At 47.0% G+C, this 26,741-nt stretch carries 20 protein-coding genes and 2 tRNA genes; 12 read left to right on the top strand and 10 right to left on the bottom strand.

Translation table 11 applies throughout. The features are described 5' to 3' along the window. Window positions 1-735: 735 nt before the first annotated feature. Window positions 736-2,202, bottom strand: a complete 1,467-nt coding sequence (locus HMPREF9141_RS10350; RefSeq protein ID WP_007368687.1) for an RNA-binding domain-containing protein — start codon at window positions 2,200-2,202, stop codon at window positions 736-738. Between the two features lie 355 nt (window positions 2,203-2,557). Between HMPREF9141_RS10350 and HMPREF9141_RS10345 the strand changes: the two genes are divergently transcribed. Together HMPREF9141_RS10345 and HMPREF9141_RS10340 are read left to right on the top strand one after the other, a co-directional pair. Then, window positions 2,558-2,770, top strand: coding sequence for a heavy-metal-associated domain-containing protein (locus HMPREF9141_RS10345; RefSeq protein WP_040555063.1), 213 nt, complete (start codon window positions 2,558-2,560; stop codon window positions 2,768-2,770). 312 nt (window positions 2,771-3,082) lie between these two features. Further along, window positions 3,083-5,002 (top strand): heavy metal translocating P-type ATPase, encoded by a 1,920-nt coding sequence (locus tag HMPREF9141_RS10340; RefSeq protein ID WP_007368685.1) that lies wholly within the window; start codon window positions 3,083-3,085, stop codon window positions 5,000-5,002. 66 nt (window positions 5,003-5,068) lie between these two features. Here the strand turns inward: HMPREF9141_RS10340 and HMPREF9141_RS10335 are convergent, their stop codons facing one another. From HMPREF9141_RS10335 to nrdD, 3 genes are all read right to left on the bottom strand, one after another. Continuing rightward, a complete protein-coding gene (locus tag HMPREF9141_RS10335; RefSeq protein ID WP_007368684.1) occupies window positions 5,069-5,932 on the bottom strand; it encodes a hypothetical protein in 864 nt (287 codons plus the stop codon). A 143-nt stretch (window positions 5,933-6,075) separates the two neighbouring features. Continuing rightward, window positions 6,076-7,026, bottom strand: coding sequence for an aldose epimerase family protein (locus tag HMPREF9141_RS10330; RefSeq protein WP_007368683.1), 951 nt, complete (start codon window positions 7,024-7,026; stop codon window positions 6,076-6,078). A 408-nt stretch (window positions 7,027-7,434) separates the two neighbouring features. Beyond that, window positions 7,435-9,591 (bottom strand): anaerobic ribonucleoside-triphosphate reductase, encoded by a 2,157-nt coding sequence (gene nrdD / locus HMPREF9141_RS10325; protein WP_007368682.1) that lies wholly within the window; start codon window positions 9,589-9,591, stop codon window positions 7,435-7,437. A gap of 759 nt (window positions 9,592-10,350) precedes the next feature. Between nrdD and HMPREF9141_RS10320 the strand changes: the two genes are divergently transcribed. Continuing rightward, entirely contained in the window at window positions 10,351-11,040 is a 690-nt protein-coding gene (locus HMPREF9141_RS10320) for an HAD family hydrolase (RefSeq protein WP_007368680.1), read from the top strand. Between the two features lie 158 nt (window positions 11,041-11,198). Here the strand turns inward: HMPREF9141_RS10320 and HMPREF9141_RS10315 are convergent, their stop codons facing one another. Together HMPREF9141_RS10315 and HMPREF9141_RS10305 are read right to left on the bottom strand one after the other, a co-directional pair. After that, complete coding sequence (locus HMPREF9141_RS10315) at window positions 11,199-12,386, bottom strand: AGE family epimerase/isomerase (RefSeq protein WP_007368679.1); 1,188 nt, start codon at window positions 12,384-12,386, stop codon at window positions 11,199-11,201. A 948-nt stretch (window positions 12,387-13,334) separates the two neighbouring features. Further along, window positions 13,335-13,823: a hypothetical protein gene (locus HMPREF9141_RS10305; protein ID WP_007368676.1), complete on the bottom strand. Its 489-nt coding sequence runs from the start codon at window positions 13,821-13,823 to the stop codon at window positions 13,335-13,337. Between the two features lie 431 nt (window positions 13,824-14,254). On the opposite strand from HMPREF9141_RS10305, the gene HMPREF9141_RS10300 reads away from it, so the two are divergent. Together HMPREF9141_RS10300 and HMPREF9141_RS10295 are read left to right on the top strand one after the other, a co-directional pair. After that, on the top strand, window positions 14,255-14,737 hold the full coding sequence (locus tag HMPREF9141_RS10300; RefSeq protein ID WP_007368674.1) for a DUF6359 domain-containing protein: 483 nt from the start codon (window positions 14,255-14,257) through the stop codon (window positions 14,735-14,737). A gap of 117 nt (window positions 14,738-14,854) precedes the next feature. Further along, window positions 14,855-15,451, top strand: coding sequence for a sigma-70 family RNA polymerase sigma factor (locus tag HMPREF9141_RS10295; protein WP_007368673.1), 597 nt, complete (start codon window positions 14,855-14,857; stop codon window positions 15,449-15,451). Between the two features lie 125 nt (window positions 15,452-15,576). Here the strand turns inward: HMPREF9141_RS10295 and HMPREF9141_RS10290 are convergent, their stop codons facing one another. Together HMPREF9141_RS10290 and HMPREF9141_RS10285 are read right to left on the bottom strand one after the other, a co-directional pair. After that, the gene (locus HMPREF9141_RS10290) at window positions 15,577-15,873 is read right to left on the bottom strand and encodes a hypothetical protein (RefSeq protein ID WP_007368672.1); all 297 of its coding nucleotides are present in this window, start codon (window positions 15,871-15,873) and stop codon (window positions 15,577-15,579) included. A 286-nt stretch (window positions 15,874-16,159) separates the two neighbouring features. Further along, on the bottom strand, window positions 16,160-16,390 hold the full coding sequence (locus HMPREF9141_RS10285) for a YecH family metal-binding protein (RefSeq protein ID WP_040554821.1): 231 nt from the start codon (window positions 16,388-16,390) through the stop codon (window positions 16,160-16,162). A 278-nt stretch (window positions 16,391-16,668) separates the two neighbouring features. Here HMPREF9141_RS10285 and HMPREF9141_RS10280 point away from each other — a divergent pair, with 278 nt between their 5' ends. The 4 genes from HMPREF9141_RS10280 (at window position 16,669) to HMPREF9141_RS10265 (ending at window position 19,037) form a co-directional block, all read left to right on the top strand. After that, entirely contained in the window at window positions 16,669-17,112 is a 444-nt protein-coding gene (locus tag HMPREF9141_RS10280; RefSeq protein WP_007368670.1) for a hypothetical protein, read from the top strand. Between the two features lie 242 nt (window positions 17,113-17,354). Continuing rightward, a tRNA-Thr gene (locus tag HMPREF9141_RS10275) sits at window positions 17,355-17,430 on the top strand. Between the two features lies 1 nt (window position 17,431). Continuing rightward, a tRNA-Gly gene (locus tag HMPREF9141_RS10270) sits at window positions 17,432-17,502 on the top strand. Window positions 17,503-17,735: 233 nt separating this feature from the next. Then, window positions 17,736-19,037 carry a M64 family metallopeptidase gene (locus tag HMPREF9141_RS10265; RefSeq protein ID WP_007368669.1) on the top strand — a complete coding sequence of 434 codons (1,302 nt, stop codon included), beginning with the start codon at window positions 17,736-17,738 and terminating at the stop codon, window positions 19,035-19,037. 598 nt (window positions 19,038-19,635) lie between these two features. Here HMPREF9141_RS10265 and HMPREF9141_RS10260 read toward each other — a convergent pair. Together HMPREF9141_RS10260 and HMPREF9141_RS10255 are read right to left on the bottom strand one after the other, a co-directional pair. Next, window positions 19,636-20,910: an acyloxyacyl hydrolase gene (locus tag HMPREF9141_RS10260; RefSeq protein WP_007368668.1), complete on the bottom strand. Its 1,275-nt coding sequence runs from the start codon at window positions 20,908-20,910 to the stop codon at window positions 19,636-19,638. Between the two features lie 14 nt (window positions 20,911-20,924). Next, entirely contained in the window at window positions 20,925-21,674 is a 750-nt protein-coding gene (locus tag HMPREF9141_RS10255) for an outer membrane beta-barrel protein (RefSeq protein ID WP_007368667.1), read from the bottom strand. Between the two features lie 1,036 nt (window positions 21,675-22,710). Between HMPREF9141_RS10255 and HMPREF9141_RS10250 the strand changes: the two genes are divergently transcribed. The 3 genes from HMPREF9141_RS10250 (at window position 22,711) to HMPREF9141_RS10240 (ending at window position 26,709) form a co-directional block, all read left to right on the top strand. Next, window positions 22,711-23,706, top strand: coding sequence for a hypothetical protein (locus HMPREF9141_RS10250; protein ID WP_007368665.1), 996 nt, complete (start codon window positions 22,711-22,713; stop codon window positions 23,704-23,706). A 655-nt stretch (window positions 23,707-24,361) separates the two neighbouring features. Further along, entirely contained in the window at window positions 24,362-25,159 is a 798-nt protein-coding gene (locus HMPREF9141_RS10245; protein WP_007368664.1) for a LicD family protein, read from the top strand. A gap of 86 nt (window positions 25,160-25,245) precedes the next feature. Beyond that, window positions 25,246-26,709, top strand: a complete 1,464-nt coding sequence (locus HMPREF9141_RS10240) for an MATE family efflux transporter (RefSeq protein ID WP_257009601.1) — start codon at window positions 25,246-25,248, stop codon at window positions 26,707-26,709. The last annotated feature ends 32 nt before the right edge of the window (window positions 26,710-26,741 follow it).

Genomic DNA, 26,741 nt, shown 5'->3' with positions numbered 1-26,741 from the left:
CTCAGCACGCCCGGTGTTCGCCGCCGACACGGCATGTGCCGGGCATCGGCTCATCGGCGGAAGGTGGTGAGTCTGGACTTGCCTTGTCGCTGGAATGCAGACAGGTAAGAGTCCGTGACGGGCTTGTGTGGAAAAGGTTTACCAGACGGCGGTAACGGAGAAAATATGGCTTTTCCGTTAAAGGTATAGATTGGAAATAGAATTAAAGGCTTATGCACTTGCAGGGTATGACTATCCAAAATCAGATGGTCTTACAAAGGGGGATAAACTACAGGATAAAATGCAGGAAAGGCGAATTGATGCGACGCCTGTCCATCAGCCTGTCTTTCTGTCTTCTACAAACGACTTATTCCCATACTATCGCTGTTTGTAAACATTTTTATGCAGCTCAAAGCTGACACATGCTCTTCTGGCTTCTAAAAGATGCCTGATTGACTTGCAACAGGTGCTCTTTTAGCGTGTTACCAACGCCCTATTGAAGTCCAATCAAGTACCTTTTGTGGACGGCTTAATAACCAATTGATTGCCTGTTGGTTACAGACCTGATTTTTGCACGCTTTGTTTTTGTTTGCAGCTGATTTGTTTGAAATTATGTAATGACTTTTCAAAATCTTGTCTGTGTTTTCACGTATTAAAATGAAAATGGTTTTGTATCGGAGGATGATAACAGCACAGACGGTTGACGGTCTTGGCTATGTCTCTGATTAAAATGGAAGAACCGAAAATATCACAGCCTCAATAAAGTGAGGTTGTGATATAAGTCTGTCTCGGACTGTTGGGACTCTTCCTGTCTGTAGGTTCCAGTAAATGTGCATCCAGCAGATGTGTGAGAATCCTTCGACGGAAACTCGTCCGGCTTTTATATCCTGTCAGTTCCATCATGTTGAGTATCGATTTGGGTGTCATGCAGAACCTGAGGATCTTCTCTGCACGTTCCTTTTCTTCCTTGGGAAGTTCTGGACAGTATCGTTCTATACTGGAAATGCGCCTTGACGGATGACCGTATTCCATTATGGGCTCGGACACCATGTCCGGCATGTCATAAGAAACAGGGCGGTAAAGTACACATTTGAATTGGTTTCCCGATTCGTCATTGATGAAGTCGATCTTCGGATACTCGTTCATGGCGCGGATGATACCCGAACCCAATCCGCGGTAAAGCATTGTCTTCGCACAGAAACTTGCCATCAGACGGTTGCGTATGAAGCTGTTGCCGAGCTTTATGTCGTCTACATCCATTCCTCCAGGCAGTTTGCCGGGAGATATGATTTCCACCCGGTTGTCGAAGATGAGCAGACGGATAGCGGCTGGTTTCAGATAGTCGCGATGGACGAGTGCATTCTGCAAGACTTCTTCCAAGGCGATCTCTGAAATCTCCAGGTGACCAACGGAATTGAAGTTCTGTCCGTCCTGTAAGGCATGCAGATTGCTTCGGAGGAACGACATCCCTTCGGAAAAGAGCCTTGGAATCGTCCCGTCAATGTCTCTGCTGTCCCGATAGCTGGTACTTCCGATGCTGTTGCCGTAGAATGAAACCGCCTTAATGACCATTTCCGGGCGGAACATCTGCGGTATGTTGCCGAAATAGAGAAGTCCGGCCAAGGTCAGCCTGCCGTCTAAGGTCGTGATCTGCATGTTGCGCATCAGGGCTTCAAAAGGGAGGCTGAAGTCGGAGGCTTTCTTGTGGAACACTTCCATGAGGTACTTGTCTACCAGCCATTTGTCAAGGTCTGCGATGCTTGTATGCTTTACGCCTTCTTCATCAGGATGATAAGTACCAGATTCGTAGAACAGCTCCAGAAGTTCATTGTTCTCTGTAATGCGTCGTTTGTCTGCTCCCTGTTTGACGAAAATATTCCCGCTGATGTCCTTGTAAGGCTTGCTTATGCCTTCCTTGACATGTATGACAAGTAGTTTCTTGCCTTCAATGGCTACGGTTTCACTTTCTACATAAAGTGTAGGGCGAATGTTCTCGTTGGCTGTATTGCCTACTTGGCTGCTGATTCTCTGTATCTCTTCGTAGCTTAATCCTTTGACTTTACCCGACTTGTCTTCTACACCGAAGATGAGGTAGCCGCCTTTGCTGTTTGCAAATGCGACAATCTCGTCTGCAATGGCTATGTCTTTGCTGAAGTGTTCTTTGAACTCAACGCGGCTGTTCTCTCCTAATGAGATGATTGTTTTTAGTTCTTCTGCATCCATGGGGGCTTATCACTTTCTGTTTGGTTAAGTACTTGTCCTTACTTATCCACAAAGGTATATAAAATAAGTTTTCTTGGTTAAGTAAACCCTGCTTTTAACATTAAATTAACAATATATTCGCCTTTTCCTATTGCTACTTAACCATTTGCGAGCAGGTGTGGTTAAGTAAATATGTTGTTGGTCAAGTGTGCTTCGTGTGTTTGTTTGTTTGGTTATGGATAATGGAGGGAATCTTGTAATTTTTATCCATAATTCCATAACGTACCTTTGTTATATATATGTATCTTTGCAGTCGATAGGGGATGAGTATCCTCTATTGTTATGAATTGTATTAATGAAGAAAGGAACAGGAATAATGAAAAAGAAAGTATTTGCAGTAAGTGGTATGAAGTGTGTACATTGCAAGGCCAATGTGGAGAATGCCTTAAAGGCTGTTGCAGGTGTCCGGACTGCTGAAGCCAGTCTTGAGGATGCTGATGTCACGGTGGAGTATGATGAGAACAAGGTGACTCCTGATCAGCTGAAAGCGGCCGTTGACAATAGTGGACGTTATGAAATGAGTCTGTAAGCCGCTGCGATTCATCCGGATAGTTGGTTCTTCGTCTGGATGGAGTATGCGGTATAAAGAGACATATTAAGTCTGATGGAATCGTGGAAAGTGGGGGCGGATCCGCAGATGAGGTTTTACTCGTCCGAGTGTTTGCTCACTTTCTGAGACCTCTGCAAAGCTCCCTTGCAGAGACTCTCGTAAATCGCAGCTTGTTGATAATCAAATATATGGTTTTGAGACAAATAGAGTTTTGCAGAGGTCTCTTTCTTGGGATCTGGAATGGAACCTTTCCCTTGTACAGAAGAATTATTCGATAAAAAGTGATAGATTATGAAACAGACCATTCCTGTTATTGGTATGGCATGTTCGGCATGCTCGGCCAATATAGAAAAGAAATTGAATGGACTTGACGGCGTTGATTCTGCCTCGGTGTCGCTTCCGGCCCGGTCGGCTCTTGTAGACTATGATCCTGACAGGATTTCACTTGAGAAGATGAAGGCCGAGATCAATGGAATCGGTTATGATCTGGTCATTGACAGGAAGACGTCGGCAGAGGAGATAGAAAAGCATGAGTACATCTTGCTGAAGCGCAGGACGCTGCTGTCATGGCTGTTTGCAATAGCCGTAATGTGTGTGTCGATGCGGTGGATAGACCTTGGCTCGCATGATGTTTCCAACCAGGTGTCATTGCTGATAGCCCTGGCAAGTATGCTTTATTGCGGCCGTCAGTTCTATGTCTCTTCATGGAAGCAGCTGCTCCATGGTGCTGCCAGCATGGATACTTTGGTGGCATTGTCTACCGGCATAGCCTTCTTGTTCAGCTCCTTCAATACGTTTTGGGGTGATGTGGCATGGACGGGTAGAGGTGTTGTGTGGCATACTTATTTCGATGCGTCGGTAATGATCATTACCTTTGTTCTGACAGGCCGCCTGCTGGAGGAGAAAGCCAAAGACGGTACGGCGTCCTCTATTCGCCAGATGATGGGCATGGCGCCTAAGACCGCCCATGTCGTTGAGGGCGGAAAGATAGAGGAAGTCCCTGTCTCGACAATAGAAGTGGGGGATGTCTTGGAGGTACGTCCCGGCGAGAAAGTGCCTGTTGACGGTGAGGTTATATCTGCGGAAAGCTTCATGACGGCAGATGCCGCATACGTCGACGAGAGCATGATTACGGGAGAGCCGACTCCGGCAGAGAAGAAGAAGGGGGCAAAGGTACTGGCCGGAACGATACCGAGTCAGGGAAAGTTCCGTATGCGTGCCTGTCAGGTCGGTGAAGACACGGCTCTGGCCCACATCATCCGTATGGTGGAGGAGGCGCAGGGGTCAAAAGCTCCCGTGCAGCGGGTTGTCGACAAGGCGGCTTTGGTATTTGTCCCAGTCGTAGCATGTATTTCCTTTGTCACATTCCTGTCGTGGTGGATTATCGGAGGAAACGCTTTCCTTCCTCAGGCTATCATGTCGGCTGTGGCGGTGCTGGTCACCGCCTGTCCCTGTGCCATGGGGCTGGCGACCCCGACGGCTCTCATGGTGGGTATCGGAAAAGCCGCCCAGAAGCAGATACTCATTAAGGATGCCACGGCTCTGGAAAGCCTGCGCAAGGTGAATGTCTTGATAACGGACAAGACCGGAACACTGACCATTCCTGACAGGAACATCGACTTTACAAAGGCTGACAACCTTCCCCTTGAAGTACGCGAGACATTGAAGCCCCATGCCCGTGAAGCGATGGAATCCCTGCAGAAGGACGGAATAGATGTCTATATGATGAGCGGTGATAAGGAGGAAGCGACCCGCTACTGGGCGGACAAGGCGGGCATCAGGCACTACCACAGCAGGGTCCTGCCGCAGGACAAGGAGAATCTTGTCAGGCAGCTGCAGGCCGAAGGGAAGCGTGTCGCCATGGTCGGTGACGGCATCAATGACACACAGGCTCTGGCACTGGCGGATGTAAGTATTGCCATCGGGAAGGGGACGGATGTCGCCATGGATGTCGCCCAGATGACGCTTATGGGGAATGACCTTTCTGCGATTCCGGAGGCGATTCGGCTGAGTCGCAATACGGTACGCATGATTTGGGAAAACCTTTTCTGGGCGTTTGTCTATAACATCGTCTGCATCCCTCTTGCCGCCGGTTTGCTCTATGCTTTCGGCATCGACTGGCAGATTACCCCCTCATGGGCAAGTGCCCTGATGGCATTCTCCAGTGTCAGTGTCGTGCTTAACAGCCTCCGCCTGAGGTGGATGAAATGAAAACAGGAATCCTGACAAACGGCAGTCTGCTGCCTGTCAGGATTCCTGTTGATTGTTGATGATCCTTTATCTTACCGGATAATCATATCTGCCGGTGTTGTAACAGCCGTTGCGTTGAGCGGGGACATGGTCAAATTCGACATTGACGGAGATGGAGTTCTGATTGTGGGAACCCCATTGATAGGTTACGCCGCCACCGATTCTGTCCATATAGCGGCTGATGCCGGCACCGTAGTCCCATCCTGTCGGGTCGTATCCGTATGCTGCCAGGCCGTAGCCGAAGGAGGAGTATCCCCAGGTTCCATAGCCGCCCCAGTAAGGTGAACCGTAACCGGCATATCCAAAGATATTCCGGAAGTTGTCTGAAGTAAAGGCTTTCTGTACGAATGCGTAGGCGCTCCAATGTTCATTGAACTGATAGCCGAGAACAGCATTGACACCGCCTACAAAGTAGTTGTCGCCGCGGTAAGTGAGATGATTCACATATCCGCCTACTGCCAATGTCGCTTTCTTTGACAGGTTGGTAACATACATCAGCGAGACATCCTGCGAGAAGCCTGCACCGTGATAGTCTCCATGCCCGAAGCTCGCAAAGGCCGATGCACCGAGGTTTACATTCAGTCCCTCATGCAGTCTCCATAGCCCGATGCCGTATCCCCAGCCCGGATAATAGAACCCGCCGGGTGTAACGGTTTGACCGTTCTCTGTGATGAGAGGCAGGTTGTTGTCTATCTGTGCCTGCTGTTCCCGGTCTTCTGCCAGTCTCCTCGCATACGCTTTCTCCGCTTCGGTGGCTTCACGTGGTCCTTGCAGACGTGCCGACTCTATGGGTTCCACAGCGGAAGTGTCACCGTTGTGTCCCCCTTCTGTGTTCTGTGCATACAGCGGTGTACACAGAACGGCTGCTATTATGAAAATATATTTTCTCATTCACTTGCAAATATAAGTATTCAGTAGTCACCCGCCAAGTATTTTAAAGATAATTAGAGCTTTTTCAAGTTGCACAGGCGATGGATACCTGTAGGTAGGAACTAACTTATAGGGAGCAGCAAGACGAGCTGGATAGTCCTGTGTTATTTTGTCCGCATAAGCAATGGAGGATCGGTGGTGAAGAAGAACACCGTAGCACCGTGGAAGACCTGCCCGGGCTCGAGTCCTTGGCTTATCTTTTCCATGCCGCTATTGTATCCTGAGTGGAGGGGCTGCAGGGAGATGCTGCTGCTTGCCTTGCCGTAAGTGTTGATGCAGAGTGTCGGTTCGCTTGAATAGACGGTCATGGCGCGGCCGCTCTGTGCGTCGAAGAGGATGGCGGCCGGCTTCTGCATATTGTCAGGATGGCGCAGCTGGTAGGCATTGTCATATCCGTTGTTCGTGCGCCTGATGCGCTCGCCGATCTCACGTGGTTTGGTAAAGTCGAACGGTGTGTTCCTTATGCGCTGCAGTACTCCCGTCAGCTGCTTTTGCTTGTTGTAGGCGTTGGACAGGAAAGCGTCGATCCACAGATGCTGCTTGAGGATGGAGCGGTGCATGTCTCCCGACAGATTGAAGCAGATCCCGTTTGTCACTTCCAGTTGTGTCCGGGCCGTCGTCGTGATGCGATAGTCCACGTCCAGTGCATTCTGATCCGACAGGGTATAGGTGACGGTCACATTCAGTTTCCCGTCCAGTCCGTTCTCTCCTTCGGAAGTCACATATCGCAGGCAGACGGACTGATTGTCCGAGCTGACCACTTCCCATGTCTTCCCAGACAGCGTCTCTTCATTGTTCTTCCCGAAGTAGACGAGGGTGGCGCCCAGGCTCTTGTCGTTCTGGTAATCATTGTCATGGGCATGACCTTTTACGACTGGCTCCAGTCTGCCGTTCCAGTTGTAGGCTGTCAGTGAGACGAGGCGTGCTCCATAGTTGCTGATGACCGCCTCCATGCCATTCCCGTTGACGATCCGGAACCGTTTCTGTTCCTGGCTATATGAACAGAGAACAATGCTGAGCATTGCTGCTGTCAGGATTGTGCGTAAATGCTTCATAGCTTGTCTGTTTTTATTCCTCACATTGCAAATTTACATAAAATCTGTGATTTCTAAGTCTTCGGGATAAAGAATTTGCTTTTCTCTTTAGAGGAAAGTCCATGAAAACGTAAGCCGGAAGTTGAATACCGTTTTTATCGTCAACTTTCCGGATCGTCATACTACAGGAATCCTCGTCGACCAGGTTTGAATGTAAGGTGGAAGGTAGTCAACCTCAAGCATTGAACTACATCTTGAAGTGTTCCCGGCTGTTGGGGACAGATGTCCCGGCTGCCGGGAACACAAATGCGGTGCTGTAATTTATATGAGATGCTGTGTGCCGAATATAAAAGCCTGACAGTGCTGCCCCTTCCGGGACAATACACTGTCAGGCTTCCGCTGGCCGTGATGAGTAAATGTGGCTCTATGTCATTTCACTTCGGCCGGTGCTTTCTCACGTTCTTCCACGCCCTTTCCTTTCTGGGAAGATTCGGCAGAAGTCTTGATGTAGTAGCGTCGGTGTGCCTCTTCCTGACGGGGGACGGAGAAGTTGCTGACACGCTTCATGTAGCCGATGATGCGGGTGAGGTAATCCACGTTCTTGGAGTGACAGCGGGGACACTCATGCAGATAACGCTTGTCGATATAGCCACAGTCGTTGCAGATGGTGTTGGGGATGTTGAAGGTGAAGTAATTGCAGCCTTCCTGTGCCGCAACACGCAGGAGCTGGCGGTACTGTGGTTCTGAGAGATGCTCCTCGAGGTTCATGTGGAGGGCGGAACCACCCGTAAGGTGTTCGATGTAGGGCGCACCGTGCAGTTTGAACTTGTCGAGGATGGTCAGCGAGTTGTCCTCTACGCGGTAGAAGTAGCTGTTGTAGCAGTCGCGCGGCACGAAGTATCCGTCCTCACGGTCCCATTTCGCATGTTTCACGCCCACGTTCTCGGCCGGGATCATCTCGCAGTTGAACATCGCCTCCTTGGTGCGGAAAGCCTTGTTCTGCTTCTCGATCAGTCCGAGTACCGTCTGTACGAACTTCTTGTAGCCGTCGTTAGGAGTTATGTCCAGACCCATGAACTCCGCAGCCTCTACCAGTCCGTTGATGCCGATGGTGAGGTACTGACGGTCGATGTTGATGTATCCTGCATCGAAGAGTGGCAGCATGTGGTTGTGCAGCAGTTCCTTGAGATTCTCGTTATACGCCAACTGAACTTTATGGCACAATACGATCACATGCTCCAGGTATTCCTTGTAGTCGAGGTCGTGGTTGACAGCATACTGGATGCAGCGGTTGAGATTGATGGTCAGTACGCTCTTTGAACCTGTCGAGACACCGCCTGCCCCGAGTGTATAGGAGAAGCCGTTATCCTGGATCTCGTTGCGCAGCCGGCAGCAGGAACTGAGTGAGTCGGCGTTGTCGCTCATATAGGTGAAGAAGCTGTGTCCTTCTGAGTACATCTTTGCGGCGAAGTCGCCCCATTCCTTGTCCTTGCAGTCACCGTTTTCAGCCAGCAGTGCCATGGTCTCTACCGGGAAGGTGAGCACGGTCTTCAGACGTTCCTGATTGAACCAGGTCATGAAACGTTTCTGCAGCCATGACAGGCTCTCCCAGTCGGGCTGTGAACCGTCGGGAAAGTAGAAGTTCCCGAAAAGCGACTCGAAATACGGACGGTCGTAATAAGAGATGTTCCAGAAAACGGCCTGGTAGTTGCGTGCCCCGGTAGGCTGGTTGAGCGAGTAGACAATCTGCTCGAAGTCATCGGTGATGATCTTGTCAATCGTACGCTTTCTGAGACTGAGGTCCACCACTTCGTCGGCCCGCTTCCAGTAGTCCTTGCCGTATTCTTTCTGGATGAAGTAGTTCATGTACATCAGGAACTCCGGTGTGGCGCAGGCTCCGGCAAGCATGGAGGAGACCATGAACACCATGTTGATGAATCCTCCGCAGAAGCTCTTGAGGTTGGTCGGTGCTGTGGAGTTGCCGCCGATGGAGGTTGTCCCGCCGATGAGCCAGGGGTACATCGTTATCGAAGCGCAGTAGTTGGCGAGGTTCGTCTCGTCGTTCTTGTAGATAAAGTGGTGGGTGAGGAGGTCGATATATTCCTCGGCCAGTTCCTTCCCGTACATCTTCTTGATGCGGTCGACGAGCAGACGGCGGTTCAGGCGGATGAATCCCTGCTTCGGCAGTTCGCCGATGAGGGTCGCGATGTTCTTGTGTTCGACGTTGGCATTGGCGTCAAACTTGGAGCCGGTGGCGGCGTTCTTGGCAATGCAGTAGTCCGAAAGGAACTTCATCTTTTCAAGTGTCTCGCGGTCTTCGGTATGCTGCTGGCGGTAGACGATGAAGCTTTTTGCTACCTTGTAGAAGCCTTCTTTCATCAGTGCCGTCTCCACCTGGTTCTGGATGTCCTCTACTTTGATGTCGTTCTGGATGTCCAGATCGGCGAGGATTTTCGACATGGTTCCCAGGTCGGTCGGTTCGTTGACGCTCTCAAATGCCTTGAGAATGGCATTCATGATCTTGTCGAGGGAGAACCGTTCCTTCGACCCGTCGCGTTTGGTAATTGTGAAGTTCTTTATTTCCATTGCTTTGCTTTTATTTTTAGGCGTCGGTGAATACTGTGTAGACATTGGACAGCATCAGTAGGGGAATGCGCCGGAGTCGGATGACTTTTGCCGCAGCGTGCATGATGATGTCTTTAGTAGAGATAAAAGTTATCCGTTTTGGACAACTTTTTTGTTTTCTGTTCTCTAAAAGTTTTCCGTTTTGATAAACTTCGATGATGCAAAGTTAGATAAAAGTATTCATTCTTCAAAGTATTGTCTGTCTTAAAAATATTGAAAAGTTCGCCTCTTTCAGAGGGTCGAGATGTGCAAATGTCAGTAAGATAAAGGTTTAAGATTTAGAGTTGTAGTTGTACTTTATTCCGTGTGGGCGAAGTGTGCTGTAAGATGTCTCGGATACATGACATCCGTGCCTTCAATGCAGATTTTCACAATGGTAGTTCTGAAGCAAGCGATAGCTTCCTTCGCTGGAATTAAACGAAATAGGGAGACAGCAGATGCTTTAAGGAATTTCCTTAAAACGCACGAAGCCGTATGTCGCTGCGATGGAAGCCGTCGGTTTCGCCGCCTTGTATAACCGCCTCTTTTCATTCCGCTCTCTGCCAGCCGTCGTGTTGCCGGCTGTGTTCTCTCTGCATCGGCTTCATTCAGCTGTCGTATTGTTAGGAACGTGTTTTTTTTGATGAAGTGATGCTTTTAGAGGCTGTATTAAATTTGTGCGCAATTAATTTTGAACACCTGTTTAAAAAACGTACTTTTGCAGTTTGAAATGTGAAGATTATGGGAGATATATCACTGATCGCCTTCGATGCTGATGATACATTGTGGGAATGTCAGTCTTATTTTGAGAAAGTGGAGGAGGAGTATTGCCGTCTGCTTGCCCCTTACGCACCGGCGGACAAGGTGTCGGAAGCGCTTTTTGCAACGGAGACGGCGAACATGCCCCTTTTCGGTTATGGCTGTAAAGCTTTTATGCTTTCATTGCTGGAAAATGCCGCCCGGGTGAGCGGCGAGCAGCTGACAGCTGACGAAGTGACGAAGATTATCAGGCTTGGAAAGGGGCTGTTGCAGTTGCCGGCCCAGCCGATAGACGGGGTGGAGGAGACGCTGAAGACGTTGCATGATGCCGGCAAATATCATCTGGTGGTGTTTACGAAAGGAGAACTGCTTGATCAGGAAAGCAAGTTCAAGCGTTCCGGACTGCATGCTTATTTTGATGATTTTGTCGTGGTGTCGGATAAGACGGAATCGTCTTATCATCGGCTTTGCCGTCAGTTCGGTATAAAGGTGGGACAGCTGCTGATGGTGGGGAATTCCTTCCGGTCTGATATTGAACCGGTGCTGAAACTCGGCGGCTGGGCCGCTCATATCCCTTTCCGTACAGTATGGCAGCATGAAGTCGTTGAAGAGTATGATCATCCTCACCTGATGAGGCTGGATGACTTTTCGCAGTTGAAGAATCTTTTGTGAGACTTGACAGGGCGGCAGTGGAAGCACCCTCTCCGTCAAGATGTCCGCCAATATCCTGTCTGCTGTAAAAATCCCCCATGGCATCCTGTCGGCAGGATGCCATGGGGGATTCTGTTTCCGGCATTCCGGAAAGGCGGGGACGGGACAGTCTTCTTTTTCTATTCCATCGTTTTCAGAATTTCCTGACAGAGCGTGTAACCCTTGATCATCATCCGGGGAATGTGGAACGGGCCTTTGAAGAGATTTCCTTTGGCGGACTGTGCGACGGTCCCGTCACGGTGGAGATAACCATACCACTCCGGATAATCGGGGTCGGGGAAATGGGCATAGGTCCATTCGCTGATCCGCTGATGGCGGTAGAGGTATTCGTCGTCGCCCGTGCCGAGATAGGCATAGAGTGAAGCGATGATCGTCTCACACTGCGGCCACCAGAATTTCATGTCCTGTGAGTAGTCCTGCGGAGGGAGGTTGCGACAGTCGCGGAAATTGATGATGCCGCCGTACATTTTGTCCCATCCCCAGTCCCACGACCAGTCGAAGATGGTGAGGGCGGTATCGAGCAGCTCCTTGTCCCAGTTGCGTAGTTTCGCCTCTTCCAGGATGAACCATGAAGTCTCTATGCAGTGTCCGGGGTTGATGGTGCGTGCCGCATTGGTATCGATGAACTCGCCATTCGGCCCCACCGTCTCCAGCAGTGCCTTGAACTCCGGGTGCATGAAGTAACGGCGGAGCAGCGAGACGGAGTCGTCGATCTGCCGGGTCAGCGTCGGGTCGTCGATGACCTCGCGGAGGCGTGATCCCACGTTGATAAGGATCATGACGATAGAGTGGCTCTGCATTTCCACACCTGCCTCGTATTTCGGGGGCAGGAAACCCGGCGTGGAAAGGAAACGCTGTGCATCGTGGAAGACCTGCAGGGCCCTCTCGGCGTAATGCCTGTCACCTGTCGCCAGTGCGTATTCTGCAAAGGCGATGGCTGCAAAGGTCTCTGAGAATACGTAACGGCGTTTGCGGAGCGGTTTCCCTTCTGCCGTTACTTCAAAATACATGTGTCCGTCTTTGTCGAAGCAATGTCTTTCGAGGAAGTCAATGGCGGACCGGGACGCATCGAGCCATGTCGGATTCTTCTCCACATTATTATATGCGAAGGCACAGATGAAAGCCCATCGTCCCTGGAACCATACCGACTTGGTGGTGTCCATCAGCGATCCGTCACGGTCAAGACAGGTGTAGATGCCGCCGTTCTCTCTGTCCCATCCGTGGTTCAGCCAGAACGGCATGATGTTGTTTGTCAGGTCGTTCCTGTAGGCCTCAGCCCATGAACGCAGATATTCTTTCTTATCCATATTTTTAGGTGATATTGACTATATCCTTTGTTTCTGGCAGGGTAACGCCGGAAGACAGCCCTTCCTTATGTAAAAAGCGATGTCGTTTACCATCAAAGTTCCGCAAAATTAGGATTAATTTGTCAATTAGCCAAGAAAAAGGAAAGGAAAATCCCTTTGTGTCAGACGGATTGCCGGCTTTCGCTTTCTCATGGCTCACCCGTCTGTCCGGGAGACTGCTGCCAATGGATGAATCGCCCGGTCGGGCGGCAGACAAAATGTTCCCATGGAAGACGGGATTTTATGCGGTTATTGACGGCAGAGAGCGGATTAAATCCAGTCGTGTCCATCCGGTTCAAGACGGAAAGCGCAGGGAACTGGTGGGAGAAAAGCTATGAAATAGTTTTACATATCGTGCCTGTCAGATAACGGTTTTCCTCCATGCCGGCACACAAAGGACAGAGGTCGGGCAGGTCGTGCTGGCAAGACGGCCGTTGTCTGTGTTCCAATCAGTGCCTGTCTGCCTGTCAATCGGTGCTTACTTGCAGGCCAACTGACGCTCTCTTGCATCGCAACTAAGCACCTGTTCTGATGGAAGGATCAAGTTCCTGTTTATAAGCAAATTAACATTACACTATATTTCCCTTTTCTCTTCTATTCCGCTTACTTTCGTTGAACTTGTCGAAGATATATCCCCATACTCTATCCAATTCAGTGGGAAGTAAAAAATAAAGACAAAACGGAAAGACGTCTGGATCTCCTCCCGGTACGTCGGGTTTTCTCTCTATTAAATCAAGGTGTATTGGGAGGCTCATTGAAAATCTGACGCACCTTGTACACGATGCGTCTCTGTGAATCTCCCACACGGGCGTGCGGAACTAAAAAAGGCAGACATCTCTGTCTGCCCTAAGTATTATTGTCCGGAACCTTGCCGGGCTGTTTCTGTTCTTCTTATTTGTGTGAACGACCTCACTTCTTGATGAACTTCTTTCCGTTCTGGATGACGACACCCTTGTATTCCTTGCCCACACGCTGTCCTGCGAGGTTGTAAATCGGGGCCTCCCCGTTCAGAGAGGCATTGCTGATTTCCGCAATGCCTGACGGGACATCTTTCAAAATAATGGTAAAGTTTTTTACACGTACCTGATGTATTGATGTCGTAAACTCAACCTTTTTTGTATTACCTTCCCATGTTGCAGTCTTCTTGTCTGAGGAAATGGTCTGTCCATGACCAGTCTTGAAACCATCAGCCAGATAGGCACCGCTTGAATAATCATCGCATATCATAACGATCTTCACGATATCCGCCTTGGCTGATGATACGGTCAATGTGCTGCCCTTGTAGATTCGGTAGGCATAATTGTTGTTAAGAGTGCCTTTTGTAATAGCAATTGTAATGCCATCTTTGGTAACAGCTTGTGGTGTTGTTCCATGGTCTTGTTCCGCACTGAATGTCACAGTTTTCTGTGCAAAAGATAAGGAGAGCTCATTGCTGCAAGTATGGCAATGAACGTCAAACGTAGAATTTTGTTCATAATAATTTGTTTTAAAGGTTTATAATCGTACAAAATTAGGTATTTCCCATGAGGTATGCAACTTAATGACGTATATTTTTCTTCCATCCCAGCCGGATGACTTCCTCATCCTCTCCCGTACTGTGTGCGCTTACAATGTTAAAATCGCTATTTTCTTACTGTAAAATTTGCATTGTCGTTCAATTTGACCTATATTTGTGACGTGTTTTTCAAGATTTAGATTTTTTACTAAATCGCATTCGAGGTTGGTAGCTTCCTGCACCAACCTCTTTTCTTTTCCGTTTCTTTCCCGTCGGACTTGACATGTCAGGAATCTTTTTCTAACTTTGCAACACCTAATCAAATTTCTATCCTATGAAACGAAATCAACTGACAGTACTTCTCTTTTCCGCCCTCCTGCTTGTGGGGTGCGGGAAGACCGTCTTGCCCTCGGAAGACGACAAGGACGGGCCTGTGCCTGCGGCTTCGACAGACGATGAGGCTGAACAGGACGTGTATAGTGTGGCAGCGTTCCGCAGCGGTTCGTTCGGCGAAAGATATGTCTGGGTGCAAGGCTACATCGTAGGGGCATGCAGCAGAAGCATCAGGCAGGCTGAATGGGAGCCGCCTTTCTCGCTTGAGGCTGCCGTTCTTCTGGCAGACAGTCCCGGCGAGACAGACCCTGAGAAAGTCATCTCCATCCAGATGGTGGGAAAGAAGATGAAGCGAGAGATCGCTTTGGCGGACAATCCAGAGAACTATGGCAGGCCGATTGCCTTTTATGGTGTGAAGCAGAAATATCTGGGAATCCCCGGTATGAAGAAGCATGTCGTAGCGAGTGAATGGCTGGACGAGTGACTTTTTGCGTGAAACATTTGCGGTAAAAAATAAAAATGCTTATATTTGCAAGCAAAATAAGAACAAAAGTTAGAAAAGCCTATCGAAACATCTTTACTTCATCAGAAGATAATAGAAATGGAGAATCTGAATGAGATGACCGACGAGCAGTTGGCATTGTCATACATAGAAGGTAGTAACGAGGCTTTCGATCAGTTGTTATTGCGCAATCAGTCGAAGCTCTTTTCGTATATCCTCTTTGTTGTGCGTGACAGGGATGTCGCTGACGACCTGTTTCAGGAGACCTTTGTGAAGATCATTACAAAACTTCAGCAGAGGAGGTATTCGCCGACAGGGAAGTTTTCGGCATGGATTATGCGCATCGCCCATAATGTCATTATGGACTGGTACCGTTCGCAGCGTGCTGGCAAGGTGATTGACGCCCCCAAGGACAATGATCTTTCGAATGTCAGAGGGGATGACACCGTGATAGCCGATGTTGAGTGCCAGTTTGTCAACAGCCAGACGCTCTCCGATGTGAAACGGCTGATGAACCTGCTCCCTGCCTCACAGCGCGAGGTAGTGTTCATGCGTTTCTACCAGGAGATGTCTTTCAAGGAAATTGCCGAGACGACAGGGGTCAGCATCAATACCAGTCTGGGACGTATGCGCTACGCCATCCTGAATCTGAGAAGGATGGTGCGGGAGCATAAGGTGAGCCTGCAGCTGGCATAGGGCAATATACGTAGGAAGGGGGACATCCCGGACGGGCATGCGGTCTGCATGCTCTCCCGGGATGTCCCCTTTCCCGTGTTTCCCCACTGCCGGTGTGTTCCGACGCCTGTCACGTGCAGGACGAGTCAGCATCCGGAACCGTCCAGCCTGCAGGAAGCTGCCGGCGTGGCATCCAGCCGTATGCCTGCCTCCTCCGGGGAAAGCGTTACGGTACCGTCCTCCAGCACGAAACAGGGAATGCCGGCATAGCCCTGTTTTCTGGCATCATCAAATACAGCATGGTTGTCGCGCAGGCGCAGAAACTCTTTCAGGTACTTTACGTGTGCGCCAATGTCGATGACCTCGTAGCGGTCATCTCCCTCAACCTGCCTGTCAACGGCAATGCAGTCGGGACAGGTGTTCATTCCATAAATCTTGATCATAATCTATACTGGGATTTGAAAGATATTCTAAAAAAATGATTTCTCTGCTATGTTGATACGATGGGAACCTTCGGCTCTTCGTGCTTTCCCTCATGATTGCGGTATGCCCGACATACGCTTTCTGCCGTATGGTCTGCTGTCCCTTTCACGGAGAGGGGCCGGGGCTGATTGTCTCGGAAGCATGGATCCGCCAGAGCTGCCCGGAAGAGACCTGTCTTGACTTAACTTACAGGTCTTGGCCGTTCTCTACCCGGACTGTGGCAGATGCCGATCTGATTCCTTCGCTTTAATGATTGCAGATTTTGCTTGCATCTACGGTAAAACCGTCTTCCGCAGGCATGAACTTGCCGCGGGCAGTGAGGAAGTCGACCAGTTCGGCGGCATCCATATTCTCAGCAGAACAGGTGTGGAAACGCTCGTCTTTTCCGAAATGTTCGATGATCGCTTTTACCAGTTCCTCTTTTGTTGCATAACTGTTTCCCTCCATCATGTGAAGGACATCATGTCCATGTGCCATATTTTCTCTTTTTTTTGTGTGTACTGTCTGACAAAGAATTTCTTTGTCCGGACTATCCATGAACAAATGCTGTGCCATCTGTTAACTTAGTTTATTTTTGATGGGGAATATTGGATAAGTCATTTAGAAAGACTACTTTTGTTTCCAAGGATGTCTTGGTGTGGCATTCTGTCAGTCACAGAAGTGTCATTCCGACATTATAGGGGAACAGGCATGCGGGCGTGAGGCCACCTTATTATATAAAGAGTCTTAACATTTATGTATAAAGAGAATTAACAATGAAAAAACTATTTGTTTCTTTCGTTGTGGCGACGATGCTGTTGACATCGTGCAGCACCGACAAATTCGTATCAGACAGTGTCAACCGTGTCCGTTTCACCGAAGCACGCAACTATTTCCATGTCGGGGGAGAGCCTGCACCGGTAGTAAAAAAAATCACTTCGCAGACTGCTTTTGAAAAGGAGTTTGGCGAGGCAACCCACATGGGCAAGGGCGGACAGCCGACGAAGATCGATTTCAGCAAGAATTTCGTCATTGCCTATATCCTCCCGGAAACCAGCCTGGAGACGGAATTCTCCCCCCTCTCGCTCACAGTGAAAGGTAGGGCGCACCTTGTCTTGAAGTACAGACTTAAGCAGGGGGAACAGCGTTCTTTCACCACACAGCCATTCTTCCTGATCGTGGTAGACCGGAAGTATGCTGATTATACGGTTGAGAAATAAAAAGGAGTGATCGGGTGTGTTCTGGAAGTCATCTCTGATGTCTTTCGCCTTTGAAGCAGCATATTCTTCCTTCACTTTCAGCCGTATAGCCTGCTCTGCGCTTTCAGGAAGAAGGCGGAATCGGATCGTCTGAAAGGCAGAAATCCATCAAAGATGATTTTCAGAACCTGCTTTAAATTGAAAAATCACAATTCAAAATTTGGCTGTTTGTTTTTTTTGCCGTATCTTTGCACCGCAATACCGCCGATATGGCTCAGTTGGTAGAGCAACGCATTCGTAATGCGTAGGTCCCCGGTTCGAGTCCGGGTATCGGCTCCATGCGGAATTAGCACATCGGTAGTGCACGGGCTTCCCAAGCCTGGGAGGCGGGTTCGATTCCCGTATTCCGCTCAGCATCGTTTATCTTCAGCAAAGAGGCGACTCACACAGAGTTGTCTCTTTTTCTATCAGAACGTAATTAAATCTTCTTCTGTTCTTTGCTTTTCCCATTATTATTGATAACTTTGCAATCCAAAAGGGGGTGACGATTGGAAACGCTTTATCCGGAAATCGGATTCAATGTCGCCGCCGGACCGATGGATTTGGAGAAACAGAATTAATAACCCTGATTTAATGATTAACCTATGAGAAAAATCATCACTTTTCTGTTCCTGGCTGTTGCGCTGACTGCTGCGGCACAGGATTTTGACCGCTACTTTGAGGATGCGACACTCCGGCTTGACTACATCTTTGCCGGCAATGCGAAGCACCAGACGATTGCCGTAGACGAATTGTCGCGCATTCCACACTGGTATGGCAAGCACGACCGACTGGCCGAAGTGCCGGTAGAGGGAAACGGACAGGTGACCGTCCGCGACCACCGCACACAGAAGGTTGTCTACCGGAACTCTTTCTCAACACTTTTCCAGGAGTGGCTGACGTATGATGAAGCAAAGAGACCGTCTGGGAAATCCTTTGAGAATGTCTTTCTTGTTCCATATCCAAAAGATACGGTGGATGTGACCATTGATCTGCGGAACAACCGGCGGGAGGTAACGGTTTCGATGACACATACGGTTGCGCCGAAGGATATTCTTATCCGACACATCGGCGAGCGGTCCGTGACACCTTACGAGACCCTGCAGAAAGCCGCAGACCCTACGCACTGCATCCATATCGCCTATGTTGCCGAGGGATACAAGGAGACGGAAATGCCGACCTTTATCGAGGATTGCCGTACAGCAATGGAAGCTCTCTTTGCCCACGAGCCATTCAAGTCACTGCGACATCGGTTCAATATCGTAGCAGTCAAGTCTCCGTCGGTGGAAAGCGGTACATCCGAGCCGTCTAAGGGCATCTGGAAAAATACCGCTCTGCACTCGCATTTCGATACGTTCTACAGTGACCGGTATCTTACGACACTTCACCTGAAAGACCTCCACGACTGGCTGGCAGGGACTCCTTATGAGCATATCATCGTACTCGTGAATACCGAGAAGTACGGCGGTGGCGGTATTCTGAACTCTTATAATCTTTCCATGGCGCATCATGCTTATTTCAAGCCGGTCGTCGTTCATGAGTTCGGCCATTCCTTTGCAGGACTGGGAGATGAATATGCCTATGACCAGGAGCAGATCAGCATGTATCCTACAGACGTGGAGCCATGGGAGCCTAACCTTACCACGCTTGTTGATTTCCATGGGAAATGGGAAAACCTCATTGACAAGAAGACTCCGCTGCCGACTCCGCAGCCTTCCGATCTGGACAAGCCGAATGCACGGCGTGACAAGTGGAAAGTGGGGGCTTACGAACCGGCCGGCTATTCCCAGCACGGTGTCTATCGGGCTTTCCCCGACTGCCGTATGCGCACCAACACGCATCCGGAGTTCTGTCCGGCTTGTCGCCTGGGACTGACGAAGCTGATCAAGTTCTATACAGGAGAGTAGGGCAGAACCTGGAGAAATAGTGGTTCCTAAAATAATAGGGGGCAGACATCCTCGCCGGTCCGATGAAGCCATCGGGCTGTGGGTCGGAGAGGGTATCTGTCCCTTGTCCGTTACGGTCGGTGTCTGATCAGAATTTTTATCTCATGGTAATCCCCCCGGTGTGAGGGATGTTTGAAGGTTGCTGTCATTCCCGTCATGCACTGATGCTTTGTAAGTGGCTTGTAATGTGCTGCTTGTGTGAAGTGTTAAAAGTGACAGCAACTGAAAAAGAAAACGGATCAGTGGTTTGACGGTATGTCCTGATTATCCACACAGGCATATCGATACAATGAAGACCGCCATCACCTTATAGGCCGGTTCTGAAAAAGGCCTTTGAAGTTTTTTTGTCATTTAGGCGGGTTTCATTTTATCAGCTGAAACCAGAGATGTTTTTAGAGTTTATCCGGGGGAAGAGGTATGCTTCCATAGCCCGGGTGTCTGTACTGACGATAATAAGGAAAGACTTATGGAAGGATTGATTCTTTTCTTATAGGACACTGATAATTTAGAGCTAATTTAGAATCAAGGTATCTATGTCAGGGGTCTGACAGGATTATGGTCAGAGACGGTCATGCCCTCCACGTTCCCGAAGTCTGAAGGGGAATGTTATCTGCAGCTCTGTAAAATCAGCTTTGGTGGCATGCGCATTTACGCTGAATCCCAAAGTGATGCCTTTCAGTTTCGGGAAGCTGTAGAAAACGCCGACCTGCTCATGGTAGGGCTTTTCCAGTCCGTTGTGAGATTTATACCCCATGTGGCGGTAAAGGTAGTAACCCAGGCTGACCCGGGCAGACAGATTCCCGTAATAGACTTCGTGGCGCGCTTCTATGCTGGCTGACCACGGGCTGTGTTTCTCTCCGATATATCCGTTCGTCTCATCAAGTTGTGCGATCCGGCTGGCGTAATCTCCATAGAAGATGCCGAAACCGAGGCCTGATACCCAGCGTCGGGCGTAGCGATAGAGCAGATGGGCATGGAAAGAATAGGCACCGTACAAGGTAAACCGTTCTTTCCTGTAATCAGGCTGTCCCTGTGGCGTTCCGAATTGTGTCTGCAGCCATTCCTCAAGCAGCGTCTTTCCCCCTATTCCCAGTGTCAGTTCCATGAACCAGTATTTTTGGAAAGGTTCTGTGACAGCCGTGTTCCGTTTTGCCGCTTTCGTCGTTTGTGCATCAGGTTCGTACACGACACCGACGAATGGCCCCAGGTAGTTTGCCCCTTTGTTCGGCCGTTCCATTGCACCGTTGCTGTGATGGGCAAAGTCCAGTCCGCCTTTGACACTCCATTCCTTTGCAAACTGATATTGCCCGTATAGTCCTGCCGTGAAGAAGATGTTCAGATGTGAACCGATGTACTCGTTGTCTATATCGTTCTGCCGGTTGTATTTTAAGGCCGTGTAGCCGATTCCTGTACCGAGGTAATAGCCCCATTGCCAGCGGCGGCCGCGATGGATGGGACGGTTAAAAATGCCGTAGAGCGTGAGAAGATTCCCTAATTTGCTTGTATACTCCACAGGCTGGGCCTCTCCCCATGGGGTGTCACGGTGCATGGTCGTGCCATGATTCAGGTTGTAACGCAGGCCGACGGAGAAAATCGGATAATTATATTCCACTGCAAAACAGTTCTCTGTCGGAGTGACATTCACCTGTGCTGCAATCGCATGTGTCTCTTTCGTCTTTGTCCAGATGCGAGGTTCTTTGCCCGGCGTGAGCGTCCGGGCAGGAGTATAGCGTATTTCTATACCGGTCTTCTGTATAGTGACGGAGTCGGAGGCTTCTGCTATCGCTGTCGGTGCAGGCACAAAGAACAATGCCGCAAGTAGTGTGAGGAGCATGGATGTGATACTTGTCAGAACATCTTGATTCTGTAGCCCAGGGTCACTTCAAGCATGTTGTTGCGTGCATTTCGCATCAGCACTTCGGCTTCATGGCTGCGTGCCAGCTTTCGGAAATAGAGATTATAGCGTGCTTCCAGTTGCCATTGCTTCCATTCGTAGCTGATGCCAAGCGGGAGGGCGAGGTCGCCGCTGTGAATATCTCTTTTAATGTTTTTATCGGCCCCATGTTTCATTTTCGCATGGGCACTTACAATGTAACCCATGTGCAGACCAGTTGTGAAGCTCCAAGGCAGATCGGCCCATGGATACCAGCGTACCAGATAATTCGTGTTGATATAGTCTAATTTGAAGTCGTATGGGCCGTATTCACGGACAGTGGGGGTTCCTGCGGCATCCGTCGTATGCAGATTGCGGTAGACACCGGACGAGCCCTGGCGGCTGTACTGCATTTCTGCGTCTATGGCAATGTTCTTTGCAACAAATACTTCTACGTAGGCCGCACCCACAACGCCTAACTTGACGTTCCCGTCGATGCCAGGCAGATTGGACAGATCCAATCCTATTTTAGGAGCGATATAGATGTCCCATATTGTGTGCTCTCCCGACGGTCGGGTGTCTTGCACAAGAGTTTTCTTGATGTTCTGAAAGCTTTCCTTTATGTTTTGTCCGATGCGCTTTGTGTTGCTCTTGTTGAATATCTGCCCTTGAGAACTCGTTAGTACGCCCAGAAAGATGACGACAGTCAATATAGTTCTTTTCATATCGTGTGGTTGGTTTTTGCTGCAAATTTAGATAAAATCCACGAACTATAAGCCTGTCTGGTAAAGAAAATGCTTTTTCTTTGGAAGGAAGATTACGATTTTCTCCAATTCTTTACAACATTTACTTTTTCTTTCGAGGGCTTCTATGCTTTCACTTACGCTGTTTTTGCATTGGCGGAGTTAAAATATCCGATTAAATCATTTTCGTTATCAAAGATTTTGTTTAACTTTGTAGCCACATAAAAAAACAAAACTATAGAACCGAGATAATATTCTGCGAGCGGATTTATCGGTCTGTCCGTAAAACCAACTGACAGATTCATGACAGGACCTCGAATGGTTGGCCGTCGTTGTTCGTTCTAAGGCGGAAAATCCTCTAATAGTTTGCCAAACTTGCAGTAAGACCTTATCCTGCAGGGAGGAAGGGTTGTCGCCTGTCCTTTCAGATGGACGGTGATTCTGTGCTGTTCTTTAGGCGGTTTCTTTTCTAGTATCCTCCTTTCTCATCTTCGCCCTTACAGAAATATGCCCAAAAGTCGATGGTGGCATATCTGCAGTGTGAGATTTTATTAATCTGAGAACTTTTCCCTTCAGGCTGGTTCTAAAAATAATCTTTGATGGATGTTCGCTTTTTAAGGGAGCAGATTCTGCTTTCTTCCTGGAAGGGAGGGACGGTTCCTGCAATGGGGATGTGATGCACTCCCGGCTGAAAGAAAGAGCTGAAGATGCGCATAAAAGCGAAGACACAAGGAGTTGACAATATCCCCGTCAGCGACGGACCGATGTGGAATTTTTAGAATATGTCCTTATATGGAGGCTGCGTTTGCTCTTTCAGCCGTATTTTACTCCCTGTTCTTTCATGAAGATGGAGTCGCTCATCTGAGAAGAAAAAGCATTTAGAAGTGTTTTGAGGAGACAGGCCTTATGAGGTCGACATGATTCACCTTATTGGATGCGTTGCCGTAGTTTATCGGGTTCTATAGTATTCTTCGTTTATGTTCATTTAAATTAATATACCAATTAAAACATTCTTATTATGAAAAAACAAGTAACCTTGATCTGGGCTTTGCTGTGTCTTCTTTTGTTGGCAGCCTGTGAAAAGCCTGTGCTGGAAGATGCTGACGGCGTGAAGCCGATTGGTAAGTCTAAAAGCAAGTTGACGAGAGTTGTGCGGATTCATCCGGCAGAAGAACTGGCCGTAGAGACAATGGAGACCCCTATGAATGCGAAGGGACAGCCTTTGAGCAGGGCCGGGGACAAGAACCTGAAAAAGATTTATGCTGTCAATGTCTATGAAAAGAAGCCTGGTGAGGAAAAGTACCAAATGTACGCCTACGGTCTATTTACCCTCCAATCGAAGATATCCATAAAAATGAATGAAAAGAATCTCTACAAGGTGGAATGTCTGAAGATAGAAGAGGGGCCTGGGCGGCTGTTCGCAGTTAAGGATAGCTTTGATCTCCCGTTGGTGCATGGGAAAAAGGAACTTACGAAGGTGTCCAACTCGTTTGTTTATTCCAAAGAGGCTAATCTCAATGAGATAAAGAAAGGTGAAACGAAGATCGAGGGCGGGCGGATTGTTCATTATCCTCGCCTTGTGAAGCTCTATGGAAGTCTTGCAGACTTCAGCCCCAAGGGGAAGACGGAACTGACGGTCGACCTGAAACGTACCGTTTTTGGGCTGCATTTCAAAGTGTCGCCTCCGGAGGAGGGGACATTGGTGGTTGATTATCCTTTTTGGCGCATCAGCTTGAAAAAGGGAGATGCAGCTTATGATGATGCGTCACCCTATTCTTTTTACGATATAGAAAGAGCCTGTCAGTCTGATTATCATACGGAATTGGACATGAAGATTACATGGACAAAGGCTGATGGTAGCGTTGAAGAGGCAACCAAGACCTTGACGGTCAAACGAAATGTGATGACTGTCGTCAATATCAAGGTGGAAGGCTCCAAGGGGCGGGGAATCTCGTTTAAAGAAGAATCTGGAGAAATGAAAACAGAGAATGTAGACTGGCACATAGCAATGTAATGTGTGTGGGGCTTTTTGACGGGGTTGCGATCCCAATCTGCTGTACAGATTGTCTGACCATAACCTCTTCAGAAGGACTCACAGAACTACATATAAGCAACTTTAAAAATCTGGTGAATTTCATTTTCTGGGATAGTACGTACTATATACAACCTCTACTTTCGGGGTTACAGGCGGTCTGTCACCAGGGATTTTCGAATAGACCAATATTCTTATGAAAACAATGGCGTGAAACTTTGGTTACAAACTAAGGTCTCACGCCGTTTTGTGTTACGAAACAATTGAAGCAGCAATGAGCTATCCTTGCGGCACTGAGCTGTATGTGATTTCAATTGAAAAATTCTACAAATGGATTTAAGGATATTCTAGAAATTAATCGACTTAACAAAAAGATTCAGAGAACAAACCAGCTACAAAATTTATCAACAGAGTCCATTGGTTGTGTGCTATGCTTGTTACCGTATATGCCTATTTGTCATTTCGTTTTATGTGGAGAAACCGTGGTAGTCTCAACTTGCAAGCTGTTCATTGTTTGTAGGGGAAGTTTTGTTTTTCAATTCTGTTATTCTCAGAATTCTTGTTCCTGTCTTTAAAATTTTTAGTTAAGCAATATGTAAAGCATATATGTTTAGTTATTATTTAAATTCTTTTTTTTATGCAACCATATTTAATAACATTAGATAAACAGCATGAAATATTATTGAATATTCTTTGTAAAGTTGATGAATTTTGTAAGAAGAATAATCTTAGATATTCTTTGGCTGGAGGTACTTTGTTGGGCGCAGTTAGACATCAAGGATTTATCCCATGGGATGACGATGTTGATATTATGATGCCCAGAAAAGATTATGATTTTTTTAAGAAATATTTCAATGGATTCTGCGAAAATTTACATAGTTTTAATAGTGTAAAAACCGATTTATTTGAATGTCATTTTTTGTGGCAGAAAGTAGAAGATCTACGTACCCTTATGACAGAAGTTGGAATTCCATTCCCTTGCTATGGGATAAATATAGATATATTTCCTATAGATGGGCTTCCTAGTAATCGTAGGTTGCAGAAATTTTTTATTTTCGCTGTTGGCTATTTAAAAAGTCTTTTTTATTTATCTTGGCAGCAAAATAATTCAGGATATAATTTAAAGTCGAAAATAAAATACCTATGTGCAAAAGTCATCGGTAGAAAGGTTATTACTGCTGTAATAGAAAAAGTCACTACGATGTATTCTTTTTCTGAATCCAGTTTTGTTGGTGCACTTACAGGAAGATACGGAATGAAAGAGATTCATTCTAAAAATGTTTTTGAGGAATATAAAAATCTTGATTTCGAAAACAAAAAATTTATGTGTATTTCTGCATATGGTATCTATTTGAAGCAGCATTATGGCGATTATATGAAGTTGCCTGCTGAAAATGAACGTGAGACACATTCATCCACTGCTTTTTGGAAATAATTTGTAAGCCGGTGGAGGAAAAAAGAGGAAATAATCGACTAATAGCCAAAAATGCTTCCATGCTGTATATACGTATGTTTATCAGTATGGCAATTCAATTCTTTACTTCAAGAATAGTATTGCAGGCTTTAGGTGTAGAAGATTATGGACTCTATAATCTTGTTGGAGGAATAATCGTTTTGGTTAATGTTTTAAGTGGATCCTTGAGTAGTGCTACCTCACGTTATATAACTGTAGCTCTTGGTGATGGTGATTTCGAAGAATTGTCTAAGACCTTCTCTACGGCTCTTGTAATACATTTGGCTTTATCTGGAATATTTCTAATCATTGCAGAAACAGTAGGCTTGTGGTTCATAAATACTCAATTAGTAATTCCTGCAGATCGTTTAATAGCAGCTAACTGGGTTTATCAAGTTGCTATATGTAGTACTATTATGGGTATTACACAAGCGCCATATAATGCAGCTATCAATTCACATGAAGATTTCAAGATATATGCGTATATAGATATTTTATCCTCTTTCTTAAAATTGGGAATAGCATTAATTGTATTATTGAACAACTCGTTTGATAATTTAATTTTCTATAGTATCCTTTATGGTGTGGTTTCTATTGGTATAATGTTTTCTTATAGAAGATTTTGTGCCACTCATTATGCTGAAACTAAATTTAATTCTTCGTTCGATCGAACATTATTTCCGAGAATGCTTTCATATTCTGGATGGAATTTGTTAAGTTCGGTTTCTTTAACATTTTGCCAGCAAGGAACTAATATTTTATACAATTGGTTTCTTGGTAATGCTATTATAGCTGCAGCTGGAATCGCTGGTATGGTACAAGCTACTTTAAATACTTTTGCTAGTAATATAATGACAGCATTTAATCCACAAGTTATAAAAGAGTATGCGCAAAAGAATTATCGTAGAGTAAATGAGCTAATAATAATGGGTGCGAAATTAACATCATTGATGACGCTCTTAATATCTATTCCCGTATTTGTTAAAATGGATTATTTGATGGGTTTATGGCTTGACAAAGTTCCGGAGGGTGCTGTTATTATTTGTCAAATACTTTTAATAAGAAATTTCTTTAATAATTTTAATCCACTTACCTATACAGCTATAACGGCCAGTGGAAATGTTAAATGGGTGAATATACTTTGTGGAGCTCTGTATCTAATCAGTTTACCAATCACTTATTCAATTCTTTATTTTACTCATTCATACATTTTTGTAACAGTTGCTGGCATTTTCACAGGGGCTTTTAGTACATGCTTTGTATATATATATATATTGAAGAAACAAATGAAAGAATTTAATATTTCTGAATATTTCCTACGTACAATATCTCCAATGTTCTTAATAGGTTGCTTCGTCTTAGGTTTATGTTTGGGAATAAAATCTTTTGTCAGTGATAATCTATATGCTTTAGTGATGATAACCATCGTTTCTAGTGTATTGGTTATACTATTGTCATTTTATGTGGTTTTTGATCATCATACACGAGAAATGACATTACTACTAATAAGGAAGAAATTGCACTTATTGTAACTTAAATGATTTTTGAAAAATTAAACATAAAT

Source organism: Prevotella multiformis DSM 16608 (assembly GCF_000191065.1).
In the GTDB taxonomy this organism is placed as follows: Bacteria; Bacteroidota; Bacteroidia; order Bacteroidales; family Bacteroidaceae; genus Prevotella; species Prevotella multiformis.
Note: the sequence above shows the minus strand (reverse complement) of the source record. Positions and strands in the feature narration are given on the sequence as shown.

Bases quoted from the DNA above. Each gene is read 5' to 3' on its own strand.
- nrdD (WP_007368682.1), bottom strand. From the start codon at position 9,591: ATGGAAATAAAGAACTTCACAATTACCAAACGCGACGGGTCGAAGGAA.
- HMPREF9141_RS10245 (WP_007368664.1), top strand. From the start codon at position 24,362: ATGCAACCATATTTAATAACATTAGATAAACAGCATGAAATATTATTG.
- HMPREF9141_RS10350 (WP_007368687.1), bottom strand. From the start codon at position 2,202: ATGGATGCAGAAGAACTAAAAACAATCATCTCATTAGGAGAGAACAGC.
- HMPREF9141_RS10345 (WP_040555063.1), top strand. From the start codon at position 2,558: ATGAAAAAGAAAGTATTTGCAGTAAGTGGTATGAAGTGTGTACATTGC.
- HMPREF9141_RS10260 (WP_007368668.1), bottom strand. From the start codon at position 20,910: ATGCTCCTCACACTACTTGCGGCATTGTTCTTTGTGCCTGCACCGACA.
- HMPREF9141_RS10315 (WP_007368679.1), bottom strand. From the start codon at position 12,386: ATGGATAAGAAAGAATATCTGCGTTCATGGGCTGAGGCCTACAGGAAC.
- HMPREF9141_RS10255 (WP_007368667.1), bottom strand. From the start codon at position 21,674: ATGAAAAGAACTATATTGACTGTCGTCATCTTTCTGGGCGTACTAACG.
- HMPREF9141_RS10335 (WP_007368684.1), bottom strand. From the start codon at position 5,932: ATGAGAAAATATATTTTCATAATAGCAGCCGTTCTGTGTACACCGCTG.
- HMPREF9141_RS10280 (WP_007368670.1), top strand. From the start codon at position 16,669: ATGAAAAAACTATTTGTTTCTTTCGTTGTGGCGACGATGCTGTTGACA.
- HMPREF9141_RS10250 (WP_007368665.1), top strand. From the start codon at position 22,711: ATGAAAAAACAAGTAACCTTGATCTGGGCTTTGCTGTGTCTTCTTTTG.
- HMPREF9141_RS10330 (WP_007368683.1), bottom strand. From the start codon at position 7,026: ATGAAGCATTTACGCACAATCCTGACAGCAGCAATGCTCAGCATTGTT.
- HMPREF9141_RS10320 (WP_007368680.1), top strand. From the start codon at position 10,351: ATGGGAGATATATCACTGATCGCCTTCGATGCTGATGATACATTGTGG.
- HMPREF9141_RS10285 (WP_040554821.1), bottom strand. From the start codon at position 16,390: ATGGCACATGGACATGATGTCCTTCACATGATGGAGGGAAACAGTTAT.
- HMPREF9141_RS10290 (WP_007368672.1), bottom strand. From the start codon at position 15,873: ATGATCAAGATTTATGGAATGAACACCTGTCCCGACTGCATTGCCGTT.
- HMPREF9141_RS10340 (WP_007368685.1), top strand. From the start codon at position 3,083: ATGAAACAGACCATTCCTGTTATTGGTATGGCATGTTCGGCATGCTCG.
- HMPREF9141_RS10265 (WP_007368669.1), top strand. From the start codon at position 17,736: ATGAGAAAAATCATCACTTTTCTGTTCCTGGCTGTTGCGCTGACTGCT.
- HMPREF9141_RS10295 (WP_007368673.1), top strand. From the start codon at position 14,855: ATGGAGAATCTGAATGAGATGACCGACGAGCAGTTGGCATTGTCATAC.
- HMPREF9141_RS10300 (WP_007368674.1), top strand. From the start codon at position 14,255: ATGAAACGAAATCAACTGACAGTACTTCTCTTTTCCGCCCTCCTGCTT.
- HMPREF9141_RS10240 (WP_257009601.1), top strand. From the start codon at position 25,246: ATGGCAATTCAATTCTTTACTTCAAGAATAGTATTGCAGGCTTTAGGT.